At 32.2% G+C, this 22,772-nt stretch carries 13 protein-coding genes and 1 pseudogene; 11 read left to right on the forward strand and 3 right to left on the reverse strand.

The window, feature by feature from the left end; translation table 11 throughout:
• The first annotated feature begins 425 nt into the window (after positions 1–425).
• From addB to KTC92_RS14595, 7 genes are all read left to right on the forward strand, one after another.
• Positions 426–4,034 (forward strand): helicase-exonuclease AddAB subunit AddB, encoded by a 3,609-nt coding sequence (addB, locus tag KTC92_RS14565; RefSeq protein WP_220286319.1) that lies wholly within the window; start codon positions 426–428, stop codon positions 4,032–4,034.
• Entirely contained in the window at positions 4,034–7,948 is a 3,915-nt protein-coding gene (gene addA, locus KTC92_RS14570) for a helicase-exonuclease AddAB subunit AddA (protein WP_220286320.1), read from the forward strand. The genes addB and addA overlap by 1 nt, the downstream gene beginning before the upstream one ends.
• Before the next feature lie 41 nt (positions 7,949–7,989).
• Positions 7,990–9,249 (forward strand): exonuclease SbcCD subunit D, encoded by a 1,260-nt coding sequence (locus tag KTC92_RS14575; RefSeq protein ID WP_216302420.1) that lies wholly within the window; start codon positions 7,990–7,992, stop codon positions 9,247–9,249.
• Complete coding sequence (locus KTC92_RS14580; protein ID WP_220286321.1) at positions 9,230–12,847, forward strand: SbcC/MukB-like Walker B domain-containing protein; 3,618 nt, start codon at positions 9,230–9,232, stop codon at positions 12,845–12,847. The genes KTC92_RS14575 and KTC92_RS14580 overlap by 20 nt, the downstream gene beginning before the upstream one ends.
• A 150-nt stretch (positions 12,848–12,997) precedes the next feature.
• The gene (locus KTC92_RS14585) at positions 12,998–13,249 is read left to right on the forward strand and encodes a hypothetical protein (protein WP_220286322.1); all 252 of its coding nucleotides are present in this window, start codon (positions 12,998–13,000) and stop codon (positions 13,247–13,249) included.
• A gap of 418 nt (positions 13,250–13,667) precedes the next feature.
• The gene (locus KTC92_RS14590; protein WP_216302426.1) at positions 13,668–13,991 is read left to right on the forward strand and encodes a hypothetical protein; all 324 of its coding nucleotides are present in this window, start codon (positions 13,668–13,670) and stop codon (positions 13,989–13,991) included.
• Between the two features lie 639 nt (positions 13,992–14,630).
• Positions 14,631–15,662: a helix-turn-helix domain-containing protein gene (locus KTC92_RS14595; RefSeq protein WP_220286323.1), complete on the forward strand. Its 1,032-nt coding sequence runs from the start codon at positions 14,631–14,633 to the stop codon at positions 15,660–15,662.
• A 59-nt stretch (positions 15,663–15,721) separates the two neighbouring features.
• Here the strand turns inward: KTC92_RS14595 and KTC92_RS14600 are convergent, their stop codons facing one another.
• Positions 15,722–15,916: a hypothetical protein gene (locus tag KTC92_RS14600; RefSeq protein ID WP_220286324.1), complete on the reverse strand. Its 195-nt coding sequence runs from the start codon at positions 15,914–15,916 to the stop codon at positions 15,722–15,724.
• A gap of 129 nt (positions 15,917–16,045) precedes the next feature.
• Positions 16,046–16,229: pseudogene (locus KTC92_RS18720) on the reverse strand (RNA-guided endonuclease TnpB family protein); the annotation flags it as partial.
• Positions 16,230–16,904: 675 nt separating this feature from the next.
• Between KTC92_RS18720 and KTC92_RS14605 the strand changes: the two are divergent.
• The 4 genes from KTC92_RS14605 (at position 16,905) to KTC92_RS14620 (ending at position 22,215) form a co-directional block, all read left to right on the forward strand.
• A complete protein-coding gene (locus KTC92_RS14605; RefSeq protein ID WP_220286325.1) occupies positions 16,905–17,570 on the forward strand; it encodes a response regulator transcription factor in 666 nt (221 codons plus the stop codon).
• Positions 17,571–17,577: 7 nt separating this feature from the next.
• A complete protein-coding gene (locus KTC92_RS14610) occupies positions 17,578–18,783 on the forward strand; it encodes a sensor histidine kinase KdpD (RefSeq protein WP_220286326.1) in 1,206 nt (401 codons plus the stop codon).
• A gap of 118 nt (positions 18,784–18,901) precedes the next feature.
• Positions 18,902–19,585, forward strand: a complete 684-nt coding sequence (locus KTC92_RS14615) for an ABC transporter ATP-binding protein (RefSeq protein ID WP_216302430.1) — start codon at positions 18,902–18,904, stop codon at positions 19,583–19,585.
• On the forward strand, positions 19,582–22,215 hold the full coding sequence (locus tag KTC92_RS14620) for an ABC transporter permease (RefSeq protein WP_220286327.1): 2,634 nt from the start codon (positions 19,582–19,584) through the stop codon (positions 22,213–22,215). The genes KTC92_RS14615 and KTC92_RS14620 overlap by 4 nt, the downstream gene beginning before the upstream one ends.
• A 268-nt stretch (positions 22,216–22,483) precedes the next feature.
• On the opposite strand, the gene KTC92_RS14625 is transcribed toward KTC92_RS14620, so the two are convergent.
• Entirely contained in the window at positions 22,484–22,639 is a 156-nt protein-coding gene (locus tag KTC92_RS14625; RefSeq protein ID WP_220286328.1) for a hypothetical protein, read from the reverse strand.
• Between the last annotated feature and the right edge of the window lie 133 nt (positions 22,640–22,772).

Below are 22,772 nucleotides of genomic sequence, written 5' to 3' on the forward strand. Positions count from 1 at the left end.
CGTTAAAGGGTTGCGTTTATATAAGAATGTAAAAGAATGACAAAATAAATGCAGCTATATGAATAATATGTATAATAATTATATATTTCAATCTTTTTCGTCAGTTAATTTAATTTTGCCTAATATACAAATATTTTAAGTTATTATGTGGTTAAATCATCTCCTGGGTCGCTTCAACAGATTCGCAGAAGATAAATTGACGACTTCAGAAGTAGTGGTATACTACCACTGAAGTTTTCTATTTGTTAGGGCAAGTAACTCCTACTTATAGTAGGTACTCAAACTTATAGAAATGGGAGACTTTGCTTCTGAAATATCTTTAAACATTCAAGTCTAATATGTCCCGCATGGTATAATATAATAAATACAAAACGAACTATGTGGGGAAATTATATATAATAAATTAAAAGAAAGGACGTGTTTTTGTGAGTTTAAGATTTATATACGGAGGAGCTGGAAAAGGGAAGAGTACGTTCTGCTTAGAGGACATAGAAAAACGAAGTACCGCCGAGAGCGAAAAACCCTTAGTACTTTTGGTGCCAGAACAATTTTCCTTTCAAGCTGAAAAAAATCTTATAAAAGTAGTTGGATCTACAGGAATAAAGAACGTCCAAGTACTTAGTTTTAATAGATTAGCGTACAAAGTGTTTAGCGAGGTTGGAGGCATAACCCGTAAACCTATGGATACTTCAGGAAAGGCAATGCTTATTCATAGCATACTTCAAAAAAAGAAAGATGAACTCAAGGTATTTAAAGGAGCGGCTAGACAAAAAGGCTTTGTAGATAATGTAGCTTCTGCAATTACAGAGTTTAAAAAATATAATGTTTCTGTTGAAGATTTAAATAAGACATTAGGCAATTTAGGGGAAAACACCTTGCTAGTAGATAAAATAATGGATTTATCTCTTATATACGGAGAATTTGATAATATTTTAAATAAAAACTATGTGGATCCAGATGACGATTTAACACGCTTAAATAGTGCCCTTGATGAATGCAATATTTTTGATGGTTCTGAGTTTTGGATCGATGAGTTTACAGGCTTTACACCACAACAGTATGGAATACTCGAAAAGCTATATAAAAAAGCTAGGAGGATAAATATAACGCTTCCATTAAAAAGTTCAGAGCATTCAAAATGTATGGAGGAATCTGATGCATTTTATTCCATTAAGTTTACAGAAAATAAGCTTTTAAGTTTAGCAGAGGATAGTGGGACAAGTATCGAAGCACCTATAGAGCTGGAAGGTAATAAAGAATATAAATTTAAAAACAATAATGAACTATCTTTTCTTGAAAAAAATTATTTTGCATTCCCATATACACCAAGTACTGAGAAATGTGAAAACATAAAGGTATTTAAAGCTCTTAATGGATACTGCGAGGTGGAACACGTGGCAAAGGATATCTTAAGACTATGCCGTGATGAGAATATAAGATTTAATAAAATAGCAGTAGTAACAAGAGACTTACCCTCCTATGAAAAGTTAATTAAAGCCATATTTACAGAATATAATATTCCATTATTTATAGATAAGAAAAAGGATATAACAAGTAACCCCTTAATTGTGCTAATAACCGGAGTCGTTGAGATTTTCACTAAGAACTTTAGCTATGAGGCAATGTTTAGGTATCTTAAAACAGGGCTTTTAGATATAGAAAAGCAGCATATAGACATACTAGAAAACTTCGTAATAGCAGCGGGCATAAAGGGCAAAAGAAAATGGACAGAACCTGATCTATGGCAGGAGAAAATAGAATACTATTTTAGAGACTACTATAATGATAAAGCTGGCATAGACGAAGCTGCATCACAAAGTGCAGAGAAACCTGTAGAAAAAGTTGCAGGTTCTCCTGAGGACAAAGCTGAAAGAATAGAAGCCACTATTAAAATTTTAAATGATACTAGAGAGAAAGTCATAAATCCACTACTACAATTCAAAGAAAAATTAAAAGGCGGATGTACCACAAAAAAAATATGCACAACTTTATTTGAATTTCTAGAAACTATAAATATATATAAAACAATAGAGGAGTGGATAGAAAATTTCAAAAGGGAAGGTGCGCAAGAGCTCGTTACCGAGTATAGTAAAATATGGAACTTAGTTATGGAACTATTAGATCAGATGGTGGAAGTCCTTGGCAATGAAACCCTATCCCTTGAGGACTTTGTAAAAGTACTATCCATGGGATTTAGTAAACATCAAATGGGAATTATTCCACCTGCACTAGATGGAGTAACTATTAGCAGCGTGGAGCGCATAAAAAGTCATGATATAAGTGCACTGTACATTATAGGGGTAAATGATGGAGTATTCCCAATGGCAAACAAGGAAGATGGAATATTAACGGACAATGATAGAATGATTTTAAAAGAAAATGCATTAGAACTTGCAAATGACACAAAAACTGAGGTGTTTAATGAGCAGTATTTAATCTATGCTACAATAACCATCCCAAGTAAATATTTAAATATAAGTTATCCTATTGCAGATTATGAAGGCAAAACGTTAAGACCTTCTATTATAATATCTAGGTTTAACGCCTTATTCAAAGGTCTAATAGAAGAGAGCAATATAACTCAGTTTAGTGAAAGGCTACAAGAAACGAATGATATTCAGCAGCTGTGTGCTAAAGTTCCAACATTTAACGAGCTGATATTTTATCTAAGAAAATATTTAGCGGAGGGAGTTATATCGCCACTTTGGATTGAGATTTATAAGTGGTACCAAAAGGACCCTTTATGGCGAGAAAAAAGCAACACCATGTTTCAGGGATTTGACTACAAAAATGAAATGAAAATGCTTGAGAAAGAAAAAGTAAAACTACTTTATGGAGACAAAAATTATTTTAGCGTATCTAGAATAGAAAAATATGAAGAATGTCCCTTTGCATATTTTGTGCAATATGGCCTAAAAGCTAAGGAGCGAAAAACTTTTACATTTTCATCTCCAGACTTAGGTAGCTTTATGCACAGTGTACTTGATGATTTTTCAAAGCTTGTGGATAAAAATGAAATAAAATGGGCGGACCTTCAGCGTGAATGGTGTGAAAAAAATATAGCAAGTATTGTAGAAAAAGAAGCAGAGGAAGGCATAAGTGGCTATATATTGAACAGTACCCCAAGGTACAAGTACTTTACAGAGCGGTTAAAAAGAGTTTTAAAACGAACTATTATGGTGATAGTTGAGCAAATGAAAAACAGTGGATTTGAACCCTTTGGCTATGAAGTATCCTTTGGATTTGAAGATGGAGATTATCCACCAATAAAAGTAGAACTATCCACAGGGGAAGTAGTAAATCTAGTTGGTAGAATAGATAGAGTAGATAAGTTAATTAATGAAGGAGAAGAATTTTACAGGATAATAGATTATAAATCTGGAAATAAGGATTTTAAACTATCCGATGTATATTACGGACTTCAAATACAGCTATTGACGTATTTAGACGCCATGCTTAAAAGTGAAAGAGCGATTTCTAAAGAAAACGAAATTTCAGAGGAGCCAATTTTCCCAGCAGGTATTTTGTACTTTAAAATAGATGACCCAGTAATAAAAGCTAAAAATGATTTAGATGAAGAAGAACTGGAAAAAGCAATAATGAAGGCTTTAAAAATGAAGGGGTTACTGCTAGCAGATACTAAGATAATTAGGGAAATGGATAGAAATATTGAAGGCGCATCTCTAGTTGTCCCAGCATCTATAAAAAAGGATGGGAAGTTAGGCTCAAGATCATCAGTTGCAACTAAGGAGCAGTTTGAAATGTTACTCCGCCATGTAAAGGAAAACCTAATAAGCACCTGTGAACAAATGTTAAGTGGAGAAATAGACATAAAGCCATATAAGAAAAAAGATGCTACACCTTGTGCTTACTGTGAATACACGGCTATTTGCCAATTTGATCCTACATTAAAGGAAAATACCTATAAGATAATAAAAGATAAGAGAGACAAGGAAATATGGGAACTCTTATCGTCAGTCGAAATTGAGCAAAATAGTGTAAAGACTCAAGAGATCGGAGTGGATGAGGAGTAATGTTAAAGAGTGAGAATGAAATTAAACATGTAAAAACAGGGGTTTCATGGACAGAGGATCAGAAAAAGGCTATCTATACTCGCGATTGCAACGTTCTAGTAGCTGCAGCGGCAGGCTCAGGTAAAACAGCGGTACTAGTTGAGAGAATAATAAAGATAGTAACAGATGAAGATCGGCCTACAGATATAGATAAGTTATTAGTGGTTACATTTACGAACGCGGCGGCATCCGAAATGAGGGAGAGAATAGCTGCGGCTATTTCAAAGGAACTTTATAAAAATCCACAAAGTAAACTACTGCAAAGACAGTTAACCTTATTAAATAAATCCAGCATTACAACTATTCACTCCTTCTGCCTTGAGGTTATTAGAAGCAATTTTCATATAGTAGATTTAGACCCTAATTTTAGAATAGCAGATGCAACAGAAGCAGTGCTTTTAAAACAAGAAGCTCTAGAGGAACTATTTGAGGATAGATATGTAGAAATGAATGATGAAAATGAAACCGAAGATGAAGATAGCGATTTATTTGTAGAAAAGGATACTAGCTCTATAAATCTAATCGAGGATTCTAGTTTCTTAAAACTTGTTGAAGCCTATAGTAATAATAAAGAAGATTTAGGCCTTAAGTCTATAGTGTTAAGCCTTTATAATTTTGCCATGAGTTCTACAAATCCAACAAAATGGCTACGGGGTTCTGCAGAGGATTTTAACATAAAAGATGGGTATAGTTTTAGTGATACCCCTTGGGCAAAGGTTTTAATGGAAGATGTTAAAATAGAGCTACTAGGCATTGAAAAAGTAATGATTAAAGCATTGAAAATCATAGAAAACAATGAAGCTATAGCATTATATTACGAAGTGTTCAAATCAGATTTAGAGTTAATTGCAGATTTAATAAGCGCTGAAAGCAATTGTTTTGAAAGCTTAGCAGAAGCGTTTGAAAATTTAAGCTTCCCAAAACTAACAACGATAAAAGCCTGCAAAGATAAGGAAAAACAAAAGGTAGTACAAGAGATAAGAAATAAGGTTAAGAAACAATTAGGGGAACTGGGGCAGCAAATAATGAATGCAAATTCAGAAACGGCTTTAAGAGATATAAAAACATTGTATCCACAAATGCGTGAACTATCTCAGCTTGTTATAGATTTACAGGAAAAATATAGAGAAAAGAAAAAAGAACGTTCAATTATAGATTTCAATGATTTTGAGCACTACTGCCTTGACATTTTGATGGAAAAAAATGAAGAGGGGGAAATAGTAATAGACGCTCAGGGAAAACCAGAACCTTCCGCAGTAGCAGTTGGGCTAAGAAATAAATACGAAGAAATTTTGATAGATGAATATCAGGATAGCAACATGGTGCAAGAAACTCTATTAAATATAATCTCAAGAGAAAAAATAGGTTTCCCAAATGTATTCATGGTAGGAGACGTAAAACAGAGTATATATAAATTTAGGCAGGCAAGGCCAGAGCTCTTCTTAGCAAAGTATAATAGTTATTCAAAAATTGACGGCGAAAAAACCAGAAAAATAACTCTATACAAAAATTTTAGAAGTCGTGGACCGGTTATAAATGCAGTAAATTATATCTTCAAACAAATAATGTGCAAAAACATTGGAGATCTTGACTATACAGATGAGGAAGCGTTGAATTTAGGAGCTCACTTTGATGAACTTGAAGGTCCTGGAGTAATAGGCGGAGCAGTGGAGCTACATCTTATTGAAAAGGAAGTTAAAGATGCAGGAGAAGAAAACGAAGGTGAAGAGGTCGAAGATGAGGGACGGTTAACAACTAATGGAATTGAAGGTGAGGGACATGGCAAAACAAATGAGGATGAAACCCCTACAAATATTGAATTAGAAGCTAGAATTGTTGCAAAAAGAATAAAAGAATTAATGCTACATAAAGATGAAAAAGCTTTTAAAATTTATGACAAAAAAATAAAAAGTTATAGATACGTTGAATATAAGGATATTGTAATATTACTTCGGGCCACCTCAAATTGGGCACCCTCATTTTTAGAACAATTGAAGCTAGAAGACATACCGGTGTATGCAGATACAGGCACAGGCTATTTTAGTACCATAGAAATTCAAATAATCATGAGTTTACTTCAAATTATAGATAACCCAAGACAGGATATTCCTATGCTAGCAGTTCTCCGTTCTCCAATAGGAGGGTTTACCTCAGAGGAACTGGTAGATATAAGAGTAGGTCAAAGGGAAGTAAGTTTTTATGAAGCAATGGTAAACTTAGAAGGCACTAAAAAATCAGAAAAACTCGGTAAATTCCTTGAAAAATTAAACCACTTTAGAGAAATTTGCACGTATATGCCCATTGATGAATTCATATGGCACTTATATACTAGCACTGGTTATTACGGTTATATAGGAGCCATGCCAGGAGGAACCCAAAGACAAGCGAATTTAAGAGTGCTTTTCCAAAGGGCAAGGCAATATGAAGAAACTAGTTACAAGGGACTGTTTAATTTTATAAATTTCATAAACAAGTTAAAAATAAGTAGTGGAGACATGGGCAGTGCTAAAACCTTAGGGGAAAATGAAAACGTAGTTAGGATAATGAGTATACATAAAAGTAAAGGGCTAGAATTTCCTGTAGTATTTCTAAGTGGCATGGGAAAAAACTTTAACTTAATGGATATAAATAAGAGTATATTATTTCACCATGAATTAGGCTATGGCCCAGATTTTGTTGATCCAATTAGAAGAATTTCTTATCCTACAGTTCTAAAACAAGCGCTTAAAAAGACAATAAAGATAGAAAGTCTTGCAGAGGAAATGAGGGTACTATATGTAGCTTTAACAAGAGCGAAGGAAAAGCTAATAATAACTGGGTCAATGAGAAATACAGAGAGAAATTTAACTAGAATGAGTTCTAGTTTAGAAGAGAATAGTGAAAAGCTAGGAGAATATGAAATTTTAAAAGGTAAAAGCTATTTAGATTGGATAGTGCCGGCGATAATAAGGCATGCAGACGGAAAACCATTGCGTGAACTAATAGAAATAGATGATAGTACAACGAATTTATTAAGTCATCCTGCAAGCTTTACGGTAAGGTTCTGGAATAGAGAAAACATAAAGAAAAACGACAATTATGAAGAAGAAATTACTGTTAGCTCACAGGAAAAGCTAACAGCACTTCAGGAAGAACCTACAGATGAGAAGTTCATCTTTGAAATAGAAAAAAGGCTAGGATTTATTTATAAATACGAAATGTCCACAAAAATGCCTACAGTACTTACAGTAACAGAGATTAAAAGAAAATTTAATGCAGAAATTACGGAAGGCGATTCAAACAATATGTACCAGCCAAAACTTATAAATAAGCCCAAATTCCTAGAAGAGGCGAAGGGATTAACCCCCGCAGAAAAAGGAACCGCTATGCATGCAGTGGTGCAAAGATTAGATTTAACTAAAGTGGCAACCACAAGTGAAATAGGATTACAAATTGAGACTTACGTTGAAAAATTGCTAATCTCAAAAGAAGAGGGCAAATCCGTCCGGGTCAATAAATTATTAAAGTTATTTAAAACAGATCTTGGACAAAGAATGATAAAAGCTTATAATCAAAAAGCTTTAGAAAGAGAAATACCGTTCCATATGGAAATTAAGTCAACAGATATAGATAAAAACCTCCCAATCGAAATATATGGAGAGGAAAAAATAATGCTTCAAGGAATAATAGACTGCTATTTTGAGGAAAATGGAGAGATAGTTTTAGTGGATTATAAAACAGACTCCTTAAAAAATGGAGATGTAAATCTCTTAATAGAGAAATATAAATCTCAGCTAGATTATTATGCAAAGGCAATTGAAGCAACACTTGGGAAAAAAGTTAAAGAAAGTTACCTATATTTATTCAGTAACGATGAAGCCGTAGAAGTTAAATAATCTTCTGCGAAACTGAAAAACCTAAAAAAGGGGAGATACAAATGAGGATACTTCATACCTCCGATTGGCATCTGGGGAAGACTTTAGAGCAATACAGTAGACTAGAGGAACAGGAAGAATTTCTAGAAGAATTTATAGAAATAGTTGAAAAAAACAATATAGATTTAGTACTTATAGCTGGAGATATCTATGACAATGGAAATCCACCAGCAAGAGCTGAAAAAATGTTTTATAGCACACTTAAGGATATAACAAGTAGCGGGAAAACTGCAGTGTTAGTTGTGGCAGGTAACCATGATAATCCAGAAAGATTAGTTGCACCGAGCCCTCTTGCATACGGTCATGGGGTGGTACTTTTAGGGGAACCAAAGAGTATAGCAAGGCAAGGCGTATTTGGAGAATTTAACAATGACGGAAAGTGTGATTTTGAAATAATAGAAAGCGGCGAGGGGTACTTAGAGCTTAGTATAAGAGGGGAAAAAGCAGTTATTATAACACTACCTTATCCAAGTGAAAAAAGGTTAAATGAAGTACTTTCAATAGAGATTAATGATGAAGAGAGGCAAAAAAGCTATTCTGACAGAATAGGAGAACTGTTTGAAAATATATCTGATAAATATAGGGAAGATACTGTAAACCTAGCAGTGTCACACCTCTATGTTATGGGTGGAGAGGAAAGTGGGTCAGAGAGAAGTATACAACTAGGGGGAAGTCTTTCAGTTTCACCATCTAAATTCCCAAAGAAAGCTCAGTACTCAGCCTTGGGTCATCTTCATAGACCACAGAAAGTGCCAGGAACTAAGGGGATGATAAGATACTGCGGATCCCCAATTCAATATAGCAAAAGCGAAATAAACTATAGCAAGGGAGCGTACCTCGTAGATGTTAAAGCTGGGGGCGAAGCGGAAGTCTCACAAATAATGTTTAGAAACTACAAGCCTATAGAAGTATGGAAATGTAACAGCACCGAGGAAGCGATAGAAAAATGCAAAAGTGAGGGCGAAAGAAACATTTGGGTATACCTTGAAATAAAGACAAAAGAAATAATAAGCACCGAAAACATAAAAGAAATGAAAAGACTTAGACCTGATATAGTTTCCATAGAGCCAATACTTGAGGGGATAGAACGCGAAGCAGATTTAGAGGAAAGCCTAAGGGAAAAATCCATGGAGGAAATGTTTAGAGAATATTTTACAAAGGCAAAAGGTGGGCTAGAGCCATCGGATGAAATTATGGAATTATTTTTAAACATAGCATTAGATGAAGAGGAGGAACCCAAAGATGAAACCAGTAAATCTTAAAATAAAGGGGCTAAATTCGTTTGTACAGCAACAAACTATTGAATTTTCAAAACTTACGGAAAAAGGACTTTTCGGTATCTTCGGTCCAACAGCTAGTGGTAAATCCACAATTTTAGATGGGATAACCATAGCTCTTTATGGAAAAGTATCCAGAGACACCAAAGAGTTTGTAAACACAGAAACAAATGTTGTAGAAATAAGCTTCGATTTTGAAATAGGACTAGGGGAAACCCGAAAACTATATAGAGCAGAAAGAAGCATAAAGAGATTAAAAACTGGAAACTTCAAAACTGCTTATGCAAGGCTTATAGAAATAAATAAGGAAAATGCTGATGAAAACAAGGTACTAGCAGAAGGACCAAAGGACATCGACACGAAAATCATAGAAATAATAGGACTGAAAGTTGAGGATTTTACAAGGTCAGTCGTGTTACCTCAAGGTAAATTCAATGAATTTTTAAAGCTTACAGGAAAAGAAAGAAGAAATATGCTAGAGCGAATATTTGCCTTAGAAAAATACGGTACCAAGCTTTATGAAAAAATAAGATCAGTTAGAAATGAAAACCTAAAGACTCAAACTATGATTCAGGGGGAAATGAAGGGATATGAAGATGTAGGTGAAGAAGGCCATAATGAAATAAAATCCGTACTAGATGGTTTAAAGCAGGAAGAAAAACAAATTAAGGCTGATAAAAAAACTGTGGATAAAGAGTACGAGGAATATAAAACTATCTGGGAGCTACAACAAGAAAAAAGCCAGTATGTAAAAAAAGAAGCTGACTTAAATAAACAAGTACCAGAAATAAAAAATAAAAAAGAAAAATTTACGAGGGGAAGTTCAGCATTAAATGTAAAACCCTATATTGACAATGTATATGAAACTAAAAAAAGATTAGCGATAAACAAGGATACACTTCAAAAACTAAGCAGTGCTTTTTTAGTTGTATGTCAAAAGCTGAATATTACAAAAACTTCTTATGATAAAGCGTGGACTGATAAAAACAATAAACTTCCTATTTTAATTGAAAAGGAAGTAAGTCTTAAACAAGCTACGAATATTGAAGAGAAAATAAGCTATCTAGCGGGGGAAAAAGATATCCTTTTAAAACAGCATAAAGAGATTAGAAGCAATATAAGTGAGAAAAATCTAAAAAGTGCAATTATTGTTACCAATAAGTCGAAAATAGAAAATCAATTGGGCGTTACTGAAGAAAAACTAAGTGGAATAGAAATACCACCAGAATATAGAGAAAAATTGTATAATGCCTATAACAGTGAACTAGAAGTTTCGGCCGCAACGAAAAATGTACAAGAGCTTAAGAAAAAAGGGGAAGATTTAAAGAAGGGTGCACATACCACAAAGTTAATGCATAGAGAAGCTATTATACTTAAGGAAAGCAAACAAAATAAACTAGTTCTTTTAGAAGAAAAAAGTAAGAAAATAGCAAATAATTTCCCGGGAGATAATAATTTGTTGCTAGAAAAACAGGAGGCCTATAGTTCGCTACGGGATACCCTAGAGAAAGCTGTAGAAAACCATAAAATAAAGGGTGAACTACAAGGGAAATATAGAAATATTAACATTGAAACCGAAAAAGGTAGGTTAAATCTAAAAAATGCAGAAGAATCTATAGAAAGTGTGAAAGCTCAGCTTAAAATTATAGAAGGTGAGATAAAGGAAATAGAACAAGCTAACATGGCAGCAGTTTTAGCCTCTAGTTTAAAAGAGGGAGACGAACTTGGTAAGCCAAGACTATGCCCAGTGTGTGGGTCGGAGCATCATCCAAAAGTAGCAGAGCTAATAGTGAATACTGGTTTAGAAACTAAGAAGAGTTTAAAGCAAAGTGGAGAGTTAAACTTAGAAAATTTATCTAAAGATTATCAAAAAGAGCAAATAAAACTTGTGAGGTTAATAAGCGATGAGGAGTATATAAATAGCCAATTAGAAATAGTTAATGTTAAGCTTCACGACATAAACATTGAGGAGCTTCGCCGCGAGAAAGATGCAAGAGAATCCTCATTAATTCAATTTAAGGAAAACTTAGAAGTCTACAACAAGCAAAAAACTGAGATAGACTTAGAGCTAAATAAGCTACGTGATGAAAAAAGCAAAGTAGATATGGAAGAAGTAAAACTTGGAGAAGGTTTAAGAAAAGAAAACGAAGCGCTAATAGTAATAGATGAAGAGTTGTCTATTGCAGAAGGCAGATTAAAATTGCTACGCGAAAAGCATGAGCTTTTAAAAGTAGATTTGCTTAATCAGGAGAGTTCATTTAAGCAAAATCAAAGTGGTAGTATAACATCAGTATCCATAAAGGAAAAAATTCAGCAACTTAAAGATATAGACAATGAGGTAATAAAACTAACTGCCATGGCAAGGAAGCTTCGAGTAGAGCTAGTAACATTAGAAAAGGAAGCATCTGACGTAGACAAGTGCTTAAGGGATCTTACCACTTCAAAAACGGAAATAGAAACCAGCGGTAAGGAAAAGAAGGCAGAAATAGACCGTTTGACTATCCAAATAGTTGAACTCTGTGGATTTACACAAGAGATGGATCGTACACCTAAAATTGAAATAGAAAAGGTGAAAAATGAAATAAAGGATATAACATCTATTGAGGCTAGTTTAAAAGATATTTTAGAAAAAGAAAATATAGAAAAGCAAAGATTAGACACTCAAAAAACCAGTGAAGAAAACAAAAGCGAAATGCTTTTAAAGATGCTAGAAGATGGAGAAAAAAAATTAGACATAGCTCTTAAAGAAAATTCCTTTGAAAATGCTGAAATAGCTTGTCTTTATTTAATTTCAAGAGGAGACTTGTTACTAATTGAAAAAGAAATAAAACAGTATGAAGAATCTAAACGTAGCATAATAGATAATTTACAAAGAGTAGAAAATTTACTTAATGGAAAAGAAATAGACGCTACACTCTTTGAAGAGGTAAAAGAAAAAAGAGAAGTACTTGGGAAGATTTTAGAAGAAAAAACCAAAGCAATAGGAGCTCAATATAGGGCCCTTGAGGAAATGGAAAGAAAGCTACTAGAAGTTAAAAACCTTATAATAAAGAGAAGCGCTATAGAACACAAGCTTAGTCTTTTAAGAGAAATTGACACGTTAATTCAAGGGAATAAATTTGTGGAATATGTAGCTATGAAGCAGCTAAAATACATATCTATGGAAGCCTCAAAACGATTAAAAGACATAACAAGAGGACGTTACGCATTGGAGCTTGATTCTGATGGAGCCTTTGTAATGAGGGATGATTTTAATGGAGGAACAAGACGTGAAACCAATACATTGTCCGGTGGAGAAACCTTCTTAACTTCACTATGTCTTGCGCTTGCGCTGTCTTCACAAATTCAGTTAAAAGGGAGTGCTCCACTAGAGTTCTTCTTCTTAGATGAAGGATTTGGTACACTAGACACGAATCTTCTAGAAGTAGTAATGAACTCACTTGAAAAACTTCATTCAAGTACATTATCTGTGGGAATAATAAGTCATGTGGAGGAGCTTCGCAGTAGAGTGCCTGTAAAACTAATAGTTACGCCGTCAGAGCAGGGACAGGGAGGAAGCAAGGTAAAGCTAGAGTATACGTAAGAGTATGAAATTTCTCCTATATGAATTGAAATAAGAGCTTAAATGTGACATTTGATTAAGAAATTCTAATATAATTAGTATATAAACAAAGTATTTTTTAGTAAACAATTGTTTTTAGTTTAGAATATTATTTTATTGGGAGGTAATAAGTTGAAAAAATTAAAAGGTAGTAAGACATTAATTTCATTAATTGCTCTTATATTATCAGTTTTATGCATATTTAATATCATTAATAGTGGAATTGCAATGTCAATTGTATTTCTATTATTAGGTATCATGAGTATATTAGATGGGTATTCCTCATATATTAAGAATAAAAAAGGAGAAGCAACTTTTTTATTCTTAAGTGGATTAATTATAATCTTTGTTTCTGTATTTACAAAATTTTTTAGGAATGTATAAGTATAATTTTTAGTAGCCTATACGTGTTCTCCTTAAATAATCCATTAATCGTATTTTTACAATATTTTAGCTATCATAAAATATTATATTTCATAATGATTAGGGAAAAGTTTATTGGCTTGTATTAAATGGACAAGCCAATTTTAGATGTATTATCATCATTATTGTCTAACATAGCCATTAAATAAAATTTAACTGTTTTGCACTTCATGACAGCTTAGTTGGCACTACTCCTATAAGGAACAAGAAATAAAAGCTCCTGGACCACCAGGAGCTTAACTAATGCCTAAACATATAGTTAAGAAATATTTGGAATTCAAGCAGAGACATACAACTATATTAAAATTTACCATATAATGTTAATATAAGAGAGTGTTATTTATACGTTAAACTAATGGTTAGGAGGGATTTTTACTATATGGATAAAAGTAAAATAGTAAAATATTTCTGGTTCTGTTTAGAACAGGTTTTTTATGGATATTTGATCTGGTTGCATATGTCATTTGTATTAATACTAGCTTCATCCTATGTAACAAAAAATTATCTTATGGGTATGGTGGTAATATTTTTTTTATACACCCCTTTCCATGTCTTTATTCACAAAAACCCTTATGGAGTTAAAAAAACTCACTTTAATAAAAATATAAACTTAATACAAGTTTTAATGCAAATGCTTATTTTTTCACTTCTAATGTTAAATTTTGGAGATGCTATTTCGTTCTTAAAAAACTGGTGCAAATAGAATTTGCACCAGTTTTTTGTAAACATATTATTTTGGTGAATTAAAAAGAGGTAAGCAGGAGTGAAAAATTATTGATTTATTAAGTATAAAAGATATTAGAAAGCTACCAAGTAGTAAATACTCGGTAGATTTATTAGGATGTTTCAAAAATAACTGTATACATATTTAGTTTTGAAACGTCTTAGATTTTGGATTAAGAATATTTTGGGTAATACGTTGCTACTATTTCCGTTCGGTTTATTACTCCAATATTATGGAGAAAGTAAGCTATTTTAGAAGCTGGATTGTATGCACCAAATGCTTTAGCTAACTCGCGTATTGTTGAGTTAAGAAATATGGTGACTTAACGGCGAAAAAGTATTATGATTAGGAACGCTGAATCGTATCATAAGTAACGGAGGTTGTTTTTAGCTTTAACCATTGATATAAAATGGTTAAGGCTATGCTTGCAAGTGGAAATACTGTATCATAAGTAAGATTCTAAATGTTTTTATTAGGAAAATTAAATTAACTAATAGTTAATTTTTATGAATAAAAGATGAAAATTCTTCAATTGTTTAAATTATATAGATTTGATATCATTTAATTAACGAAGTCCTAAGTTAATTAAATGTACAAAAAAATGGAGGAGTTAATTTTATGAGAATAAGTGAGGTTATTAGAAATTATAGAAAAAAGGAAAATCTTACTCAAGAGCAAGTTGCTAATTATTTAAATATAAGTACACCAGCAGTAAATAAGTGGGAAAATGGAATATCATGCCCAGATATAGCACTGTTAGCACCTCTTGCACGTGTTTTAAAAATTGATGTTAATACATTATTGGCATTTGATGAGGAATTAACAGATGTAGAAGTAAAAAAGCTTACAAAAGAGGTAGGTGAAATGGCATCAAAAGAGGGACTCCAAAAGGCTTTTGGAAAGGCCAGTGATTTAATTAAAAAATATCCAAATTGTGATGAGTTGATATATTGGATATCAGTAGTATTAAGAATATATTTATTAGGGCCTCAAATTGAGGAAAAAGATAAGTATGAAAGGAAAATCATCGTTTGGCTTGAACTTGTAGCAACAAGTAGTAAAGAAAAGACAGCTTCTATGGCAAAATTAGAATTATCAGCAATGTATAGGGCTAAAAAAGAGTATAAAAAAGCTCAAGAATTATTAGATAAAATTCCAGAAGTAGAGGTGGATAAAAAAATTCAACAGGCATTATTATATGAAAGTAGCGGGAAAATTGGTGAAGCTTATGGCATTTATGAGGGTGAATTAAGGAAAAATGCTCATGAAACCTTTGGGGCGTTATCTCTAATGATAAATCTGTCATATAAAGAAAAGAAATTTAGTGAAGCAGAAGAATACATAGAGCGTGCTAAAAAGGTAGCTGATGCATTTGATTTAGGAGCATACCATAAATATTCGTTAGATTTATGGTATGCAAAAGAAAAACAGGATAAAGATAAAGCTATAGAAATGATTATAAATATGGTAAATGAAGCAAGTAGCATGGATGATGCTATGAAGTCAAAACTATATAAGCATATGAAATTTAATGTGACCAACAGTTGGGGCAAAGAAAAATATGAAAGATTAGTAAAAGGGGCATTTAAAAAAGACAAAACCCTTGATTTTGTCAAAAATGATCCTAGGATAAAATTTCTATTGGACTAAGACTAATTTTCTTATATATCGTTGCAAACATTCAGAATAGTAAAAAAAAGACAAGAACACTAACTGTTCTCGCCTTCATCTGATAATATTTTTTTTCTTTCTGAAATTAACTGCTCTATTGATTCCATGTCTTCCATGGTTGCATGATTGCGTATAAATGATTTGCAACTGCTCCTACTCTTTAGATAACTAGAATATTTCCTATTCTTTTCTTCCCAATTTTGATTGTATATTGTTCTTTTGCTTTTTTCCACTTTACTCACTCCAAATCAAGATATTTTTTTAATTACATTATAACTCTCAATCAATATAGCTAATGCTACAAGTTTATTCAAGCTATCAAGGTCATTCCAACCTCTCTAACAATATATCTTTTATTACATTGCTATTATTATTTTTCTACCATACCATCTAGCTTTATACTCTAACATTCTTCTAAATTCTGTGAAGCTAGCATCAGCTATTGATTAGCTATTTTTTTATGTAATTTTACTGCTTTTATTTTAGCTTTCTTTCTGTTATTACTACCTTTTGTTTCCTTGACAATTCCTTTTCAAGTTTAGATACATAAATTATACTTTAGTAATTCTCTATTTAATATAATAATCCTTTAAGAAATTGACTACGACATTATTTAAATAAATTTCTTTGTCGATTCACTTTGCATATGCAAAGTGAATATGGCATACTTATGTTGTTGGGAGGTCAAGGCAATACGTCAGCCAGTTACTAAAAGAATCAAAGCTAATTCCTGTTAAAAAATCAAAGAAAAGCACATTATTTAGCAGGTCAGAAGTTATGGAATTTTATAAAAAGAGAGATTAATTTTCTCTCTTTTTTCATGTATTTAACTAACTTGTTTTTAGCAAGGGAATGGCTTTTTTATATAATATAATAGCTTTAAAATGTACTAGGGGTATGGCACCGATTCGCGGTGCGTCCCGACAGGGTGTATATTCTAACAGGTGGGAATCCTGCCACTTAATCTATAAATTATTTTTATACCACAATCAACAAAAGTATAAAACTATTTACATTTTGTTTAGGTTAGTATTAAAAAAAAATTGTAGAAAAAATTTTTACATTATGGAGTCATTATTGTGAGGAAATTTCTTGGTGCGTTGTTATGTTCTATGAACCTTGCTATACTATTAAACACTACGGTAGAAAAATTATTTATACTTGAAAGTTGAAAAGAAAAATAGTGTGATTATTAAATGTAAGGGTTAAGGAGGTTAGAGAATGCTTAAGATTTTTTTGATTGAAGATGATGAAACAATTGCTTTAGGTATAAAGTCATTTTTATTGAGAAACAGTTATAAAGTTATACATGCAGAGAATTTTAAAAAAGGGAAAGAGCTTTTTAAAACAGACATTGACATAATATTACTAGATTTAAATTTACCTGATGGGTCAGGTTTTGATTTTTGCCGCTATGTAAAAGAAATTAAAGACATTCCTATTATTTTTCTTACTATTAGGGATGAAGAATGCGATATTGTAAAAGGACTAGATATTGGAGGGGATGACTACATAACCAAGCCTTTTAAATTAAGTGTTTTGCATTCTCGTATATTGGCTGTTTTGCGGAGAACTGTAAAACAGCAGATACAAGAAGATGTTCTATGGTGTGGGAATATTAAAATGATTAAATCAGAAACAAAGGTATATAAAAATAATCTCGAAATAGAACTTACAATTGGTGAATACAATCTATTTAGGCATCTATTAGAAAATAAAAACCGTACTTTAACACGAGGGGTTTTATTGGAAAAACTGTGGGATATCGATGGGGAATTTGTAAATGATAATACATTATCAGTAGCTATAAAGCGTCTTCGTCAAAAACTTACGAATAATACAATTATTAAAACAGTGAGAGGAATAGGTTATAGGTTGGATGAGTAAGAGGGATATGAATAAAAAGAAATTTACTGTATGGATGTTTATTAGTTTTTTATGTATAACATTTTTTTGTGTTATATTTGGAAATTTCATTTTTAAGCAGACAGAGAAGATTTTTTATGAAAAAGCAGCACAGATTATAGCGTTTGGTGTTAAGGCTGATCCTAATATTGAACAAGTATTGATATCATCGCTAAAAACTAATAATATAACAGAAATTAATAAAGGGAAAAAAATATTAGAGCACTATGGATATAGTGAAGATTTTTTATATGGTTCTTATAATAATCGTAAAAGTTTTAATATAGTTACGGTTGGTATTTTGTTTTTGATCACTTTACTCTTTTTTTGTTTTGGAGGATTTCTGATAGGTCTAAATCATATAAAGCGTAAACGTATCGATAATCTTGCAGAATATCTTTACGCTATCAACGAAGGAAATTATAGAATAAATCCTCAGAAGAAAGAAGACGAATTCTCTATTTTAGAAGATGAACTATATAAAACAGTTGTGCTTCTTAGAGAAACCAGAGAAAAAGAAAGGAAAGAAAAAGAAAAATTAACAAATTACCTTGCAGATATTTCTCACCAAATGAAAACGCCACTTACGTCAATGTCACTTATGATTGAATTATTAGATGATAGGCCTATAAATGGGGAGGATGCTTTGTATATTGAGCGTATTTCAGCTCAGATATACCGTCTTAATCATTTGGTTTCGTCATTGTTAATACTTTCTAAACTAGATGTAGGAACCTTAACATTAGAATGTAAATGGATTAATGTTTATGAATTGGTATGTACTGCTGTTGAGCCATTAATCTTAATGATAGAAAAAAAGGAGCAACAACTTTCTATTCAAGAGGATAGTGATGTAGCTTTTATGGGAGATTTTTATTGGAACAATGAAGTCATCTTAAATGTTGTTAAAAACTGTGTAGAACATACACCATGTGGAGGTGAAATTTCCATAGTGTATGAACAAAACCCTATTTGCACACAAATTATTATTGAAGATAATGGAAAAGGATTTCATAAAAAGGATATACCACATTTATTTACTAGATTTTACAAAGGCGAAAATTCAGCCAAAGATAGTGTAGGGATTGGACTTGCTCTTGCTCAATCTATAGTTAAGAAACAAAATGGTGAAATTCGAGCAGAAAATAAAAAAACAGGGGGAGCGCGATTCACAATTAAGTTTTATTTGAATTAATGACAAGCAGTGTCACCGAACGGTCACTTAACAAAGATATAATGGGGTTAGAAGAAAATAAGGACTAAAATAACTAAATGTTATGATAGCAGGCCTTATTAAAGAGGGGGAGAATATTTTGGAAATATTAAGAACTGAAAATCTTACAAAAACCTATGGAATGGGTGATACAAAGGTAACTGCATTGGATAATTTAAATTTGAGGATAAACAAAGGACAATTTGTTGCAATAATTGGATCAAGTGGATCAGGAAAATCTACACTTCTTCATATGTTAGGGGGAGTGGATAACCCTACAAAAGGAAAAATATATATCGATGACATTGATATTTCATCAATGAATGAGACTGAATTAGCTTTATTTAGAAGGCGGAAAGTAGGAATAATATATCAGTTTTATAATCTTATTCCTACACTAAATGTAGAAAAAAACATATTATTGCCTATGCTGCTGGATGGTAAAAAACCTAAAAAAGAAGAATTTGATAAGATTGTAAAAATGCTTGGTTTAAACGAAAGGCTTAGTCATCTACCAAATCAGCTTTCAGGAGGTCAGCAACAAAGAGTTGCTATAGCACGAGCATTAATTTATAGACCGTCTATTATTCTAGCAGATGAACCTACTGGAAATCTTGACAGAGCAAATACAGAAGCTATTCTTGAGATGTTGAGGGTTTCAAATAAAGAGTATAATCAGACTATGATATTGATTACGCATGACGAAAAAATTGCATTATCAGCAGATAGAGTGATTACAATTGAGGATGGTAGAATTGTGTCAGATGAGGTAATTAAAAAATGAAAATTATGAATGAATACACATATAACCATATGAAAAAGAATAAGCGACATACAATTTCTATACTAGTTGCTATTATAATTGCTTCAGCACTTCTATGCTCACTATGTATATTTATACATTCTAAATGGGAAACAAAATTAACCACAACAATTGAAAATACAGGTTATTGGAATGGGGAATTAGGCGACCCTATATCTGGTGATAAATTAAAATATGTCACAGAAAATCCCGAGGTTGAATCCACGATGATTAAAGGACAGTGGGTTACTGCTAAACTTTCCAATACAAAACGTCCGTATCTATCACTGAGAGATGCTAATACAAATTTTTGGCTAGACATGGGTTTAAAAAACACTCTTACTGAAGGTAAACTTCCTAAAAAATCCGGAGAAATTGTTGTATCAAAATTATTCTTCGCGGATAATCCTTCATATAAAATTGGCGATAAGTTGACTCTTCCTACCGGTAATCGAATGCTTGGTAGTGAACTAATTAGACCTAATGATTACAAACAATCAGGCGAGAAGTTTAAGACAACAGAAACTAATATATATACCATAGTTGGAGAATTGGATATTTCCGCGAGTTCTGCATACCCCGGATATATCGCCATGGGATACTTGGATACTTCGCGCATCAAGCCGGAAGATGAACTTACGGTTTATATGCGTTTTGTGAACCCTCGCACAATCTATGAAACATTACCGCAGATTGCGAAATCTACGGGATTAACCAAAAATGAACATGGAGAGTATCCAGTTAGGTATAATACGCCTTTATTAACTTTATATGGGATTAGCGATAAAAGTGGTGCAAACACTCAAATCATTATGATGATAGCAATGGCAATAACAATTATGTTACTAGTTATGGGGTCATTTATTCTTATTATCTATAATGCATTTTCTTTATCTGCTAACAGCAGGATTAAGGAACTAAGTATTCTGAAAAGTTTAGGAGCAACTCCAAGGCAAATTAAGTCTTCTGTTCTCTATGAAGGACTTTTACTCTGGATTATTCAATTACCAATTGGTATCATGATAGGATATATATTTAGTAATATTGTGTTTTCTAAAGTTAATAAAATTCTTAGTGTTACAGAAGATTATAGGAATGCATATGTTTCTTTTTCATGGGTAGTAGTTGGTTTTTCCATCATAATCTCATTGATTACTATTTTAGTTTCAGCATATATTCCTGCAAGAAAAATGATGAAAGTATCTGCTATTACTGGAATACGTCAGAATAGTACCAAAGTAAAATTAAAAAAACAAAAAGCCCACTTAATAATCAAAAAAATATTTGGTATAGAAGGTGAACTAGCAATATCACAATTTTCAGCTAACAAAAAGGCTTTGCGTACGGCTGTATTGTCTCTTTCAATGTGTTTTATCTTAATAGCGGGGTATATGAACATTATAGCCATCTTCAATTTAGTCAATTCTAAAAACGCTGAAATACCTACTCATGATATGAAGATTAGCCTAAAAATGATTGATAAACCAAGTGATAAGATGATAAATGAAGTTACTTCTCTGCCTGAAGTTAAAGATAGTGTCATTAGAAGACAGGTACGTACTTCAACTTATGTAACATCAAAACAGGAGTCAGATGTTTTTGCTAAATATGGAGGATTTGCTAAGGTACCCTCCAAACATAATATATATAGTAAGAATGGAAAGCATAGAATTATAACAAATTTAGTTGGATTAAGCGATAAATCTTTTAAAAAGTATTGTGAAAAAATTGGTGCTGATGACGAATCATATTATAAGGATAGTGTGACAAAAGGAGTATTATTAGATAGCACAAATTATGTATCAGAGAATTCAAAAGTTGTGCAAAAAATACCATTGTTAAATATAAAAGAAGGCGATAAGCTAGTAATAAACGAAAAAATAGAAAATGATATGAATACAAATTATAAATTTAATGCTCAAGTGGGCCATGTTACAGAGATTTCTCCCTCTGAGCTAGAAATGGGTGGATACAGCTTAGCATATATAGTTCCTATGAAAACCTATCAGCAACTAGTTAGTAATTTTATGCCAGAACGCATGCTTGAATCTAGTAGTATGGCAATTGATTTATTGGTTGGTGATGGCGCTAGCCCACGTGTGAAGAAAGAACTAACTCGAATTTGCAGTTCTTATCTTGGATCCGAAGATTTTAGTATATGGAGTCTACTCGAAGAAAAAAATAATGACAAACTGATTCAAAAAGCCGTTTCTATTGGTATTTTCTCTGTAGCCATAATGTTTGGAATAATTGGCATTATTAATGCTTTTTCTACCATTTCTAATAATCTTAGACTGCGCAAAAGAGAATTTGCTATGCTTCGGGCAGTAGGATTAACACCAAAGGGATTAAACAAAATGTTGATGATAGAAGGTTTGTTTTTTGCATTAACACCGATTATTGTTAGCATACCAATAGTATTATTTATTTGTTGGTATATGTTAAGATTAACGTTAATCACATGGTCTGAATTTATATCTGTTTTTCCAGTTGTACCAATTTTAGCGTATGCTGTGATTATAATTGCATCTATATTTTTGGCGTATGGGATTTCTTCAACAGGCGTTAAAAAAAGTAATGTAATAGAATCAATCAAAGACGAAATAGTATAATCAATGCAATAACAATTTGGAATTGAGTTTATTTAAATAAAGCTATTGATCATCTAAAGTATAATGGTGGATTTGATAAAAGTTTCTTAAATAATATATCACGACTTGGATGGAAGTATATAAATTTTTTAGGAGAATATAAATTTAATTTAAATCAAAATGGACATTTAAAAGATTTAACCCCATATGGCATGTTTTTATTGCAATACGGCACCGCAAAAAATAATAAATACCGCACTATTCATTTTGCTGAATAATGCGGTATTTACTATTTTCCACTCCCAAAACTATCTGGAAGTTTCTTTTGTAAATGTTTTGAGATGATTACTCCAGTTTCTATCAGCATATACATCTGATACATATCTAATTTCAGTTTTCCAAGTTCCGTTATAATTTGAACAATAATAACTTCTTTTAGTAGCACTCATACGAATACTTGAAGCATAGGAAATTGATACTACTGCAAGAACAGCATTATAGCAATATGGGTGATTATTTATTTGACAGCTCCGGTGAGGCTTGCTTCCATGATTAAAAACGTTAGAAAGTAATTTAAC

The organism is Clostridium sp. CM027, assembly GCF_024730565.1.
Classification (GTDB): domain Bacteria; phylum Bacillota; class Clostridia; order Clostridiales; family Clostridiaceae; genus Clostridium_AD; species Clostridium_AD estertheticum_B.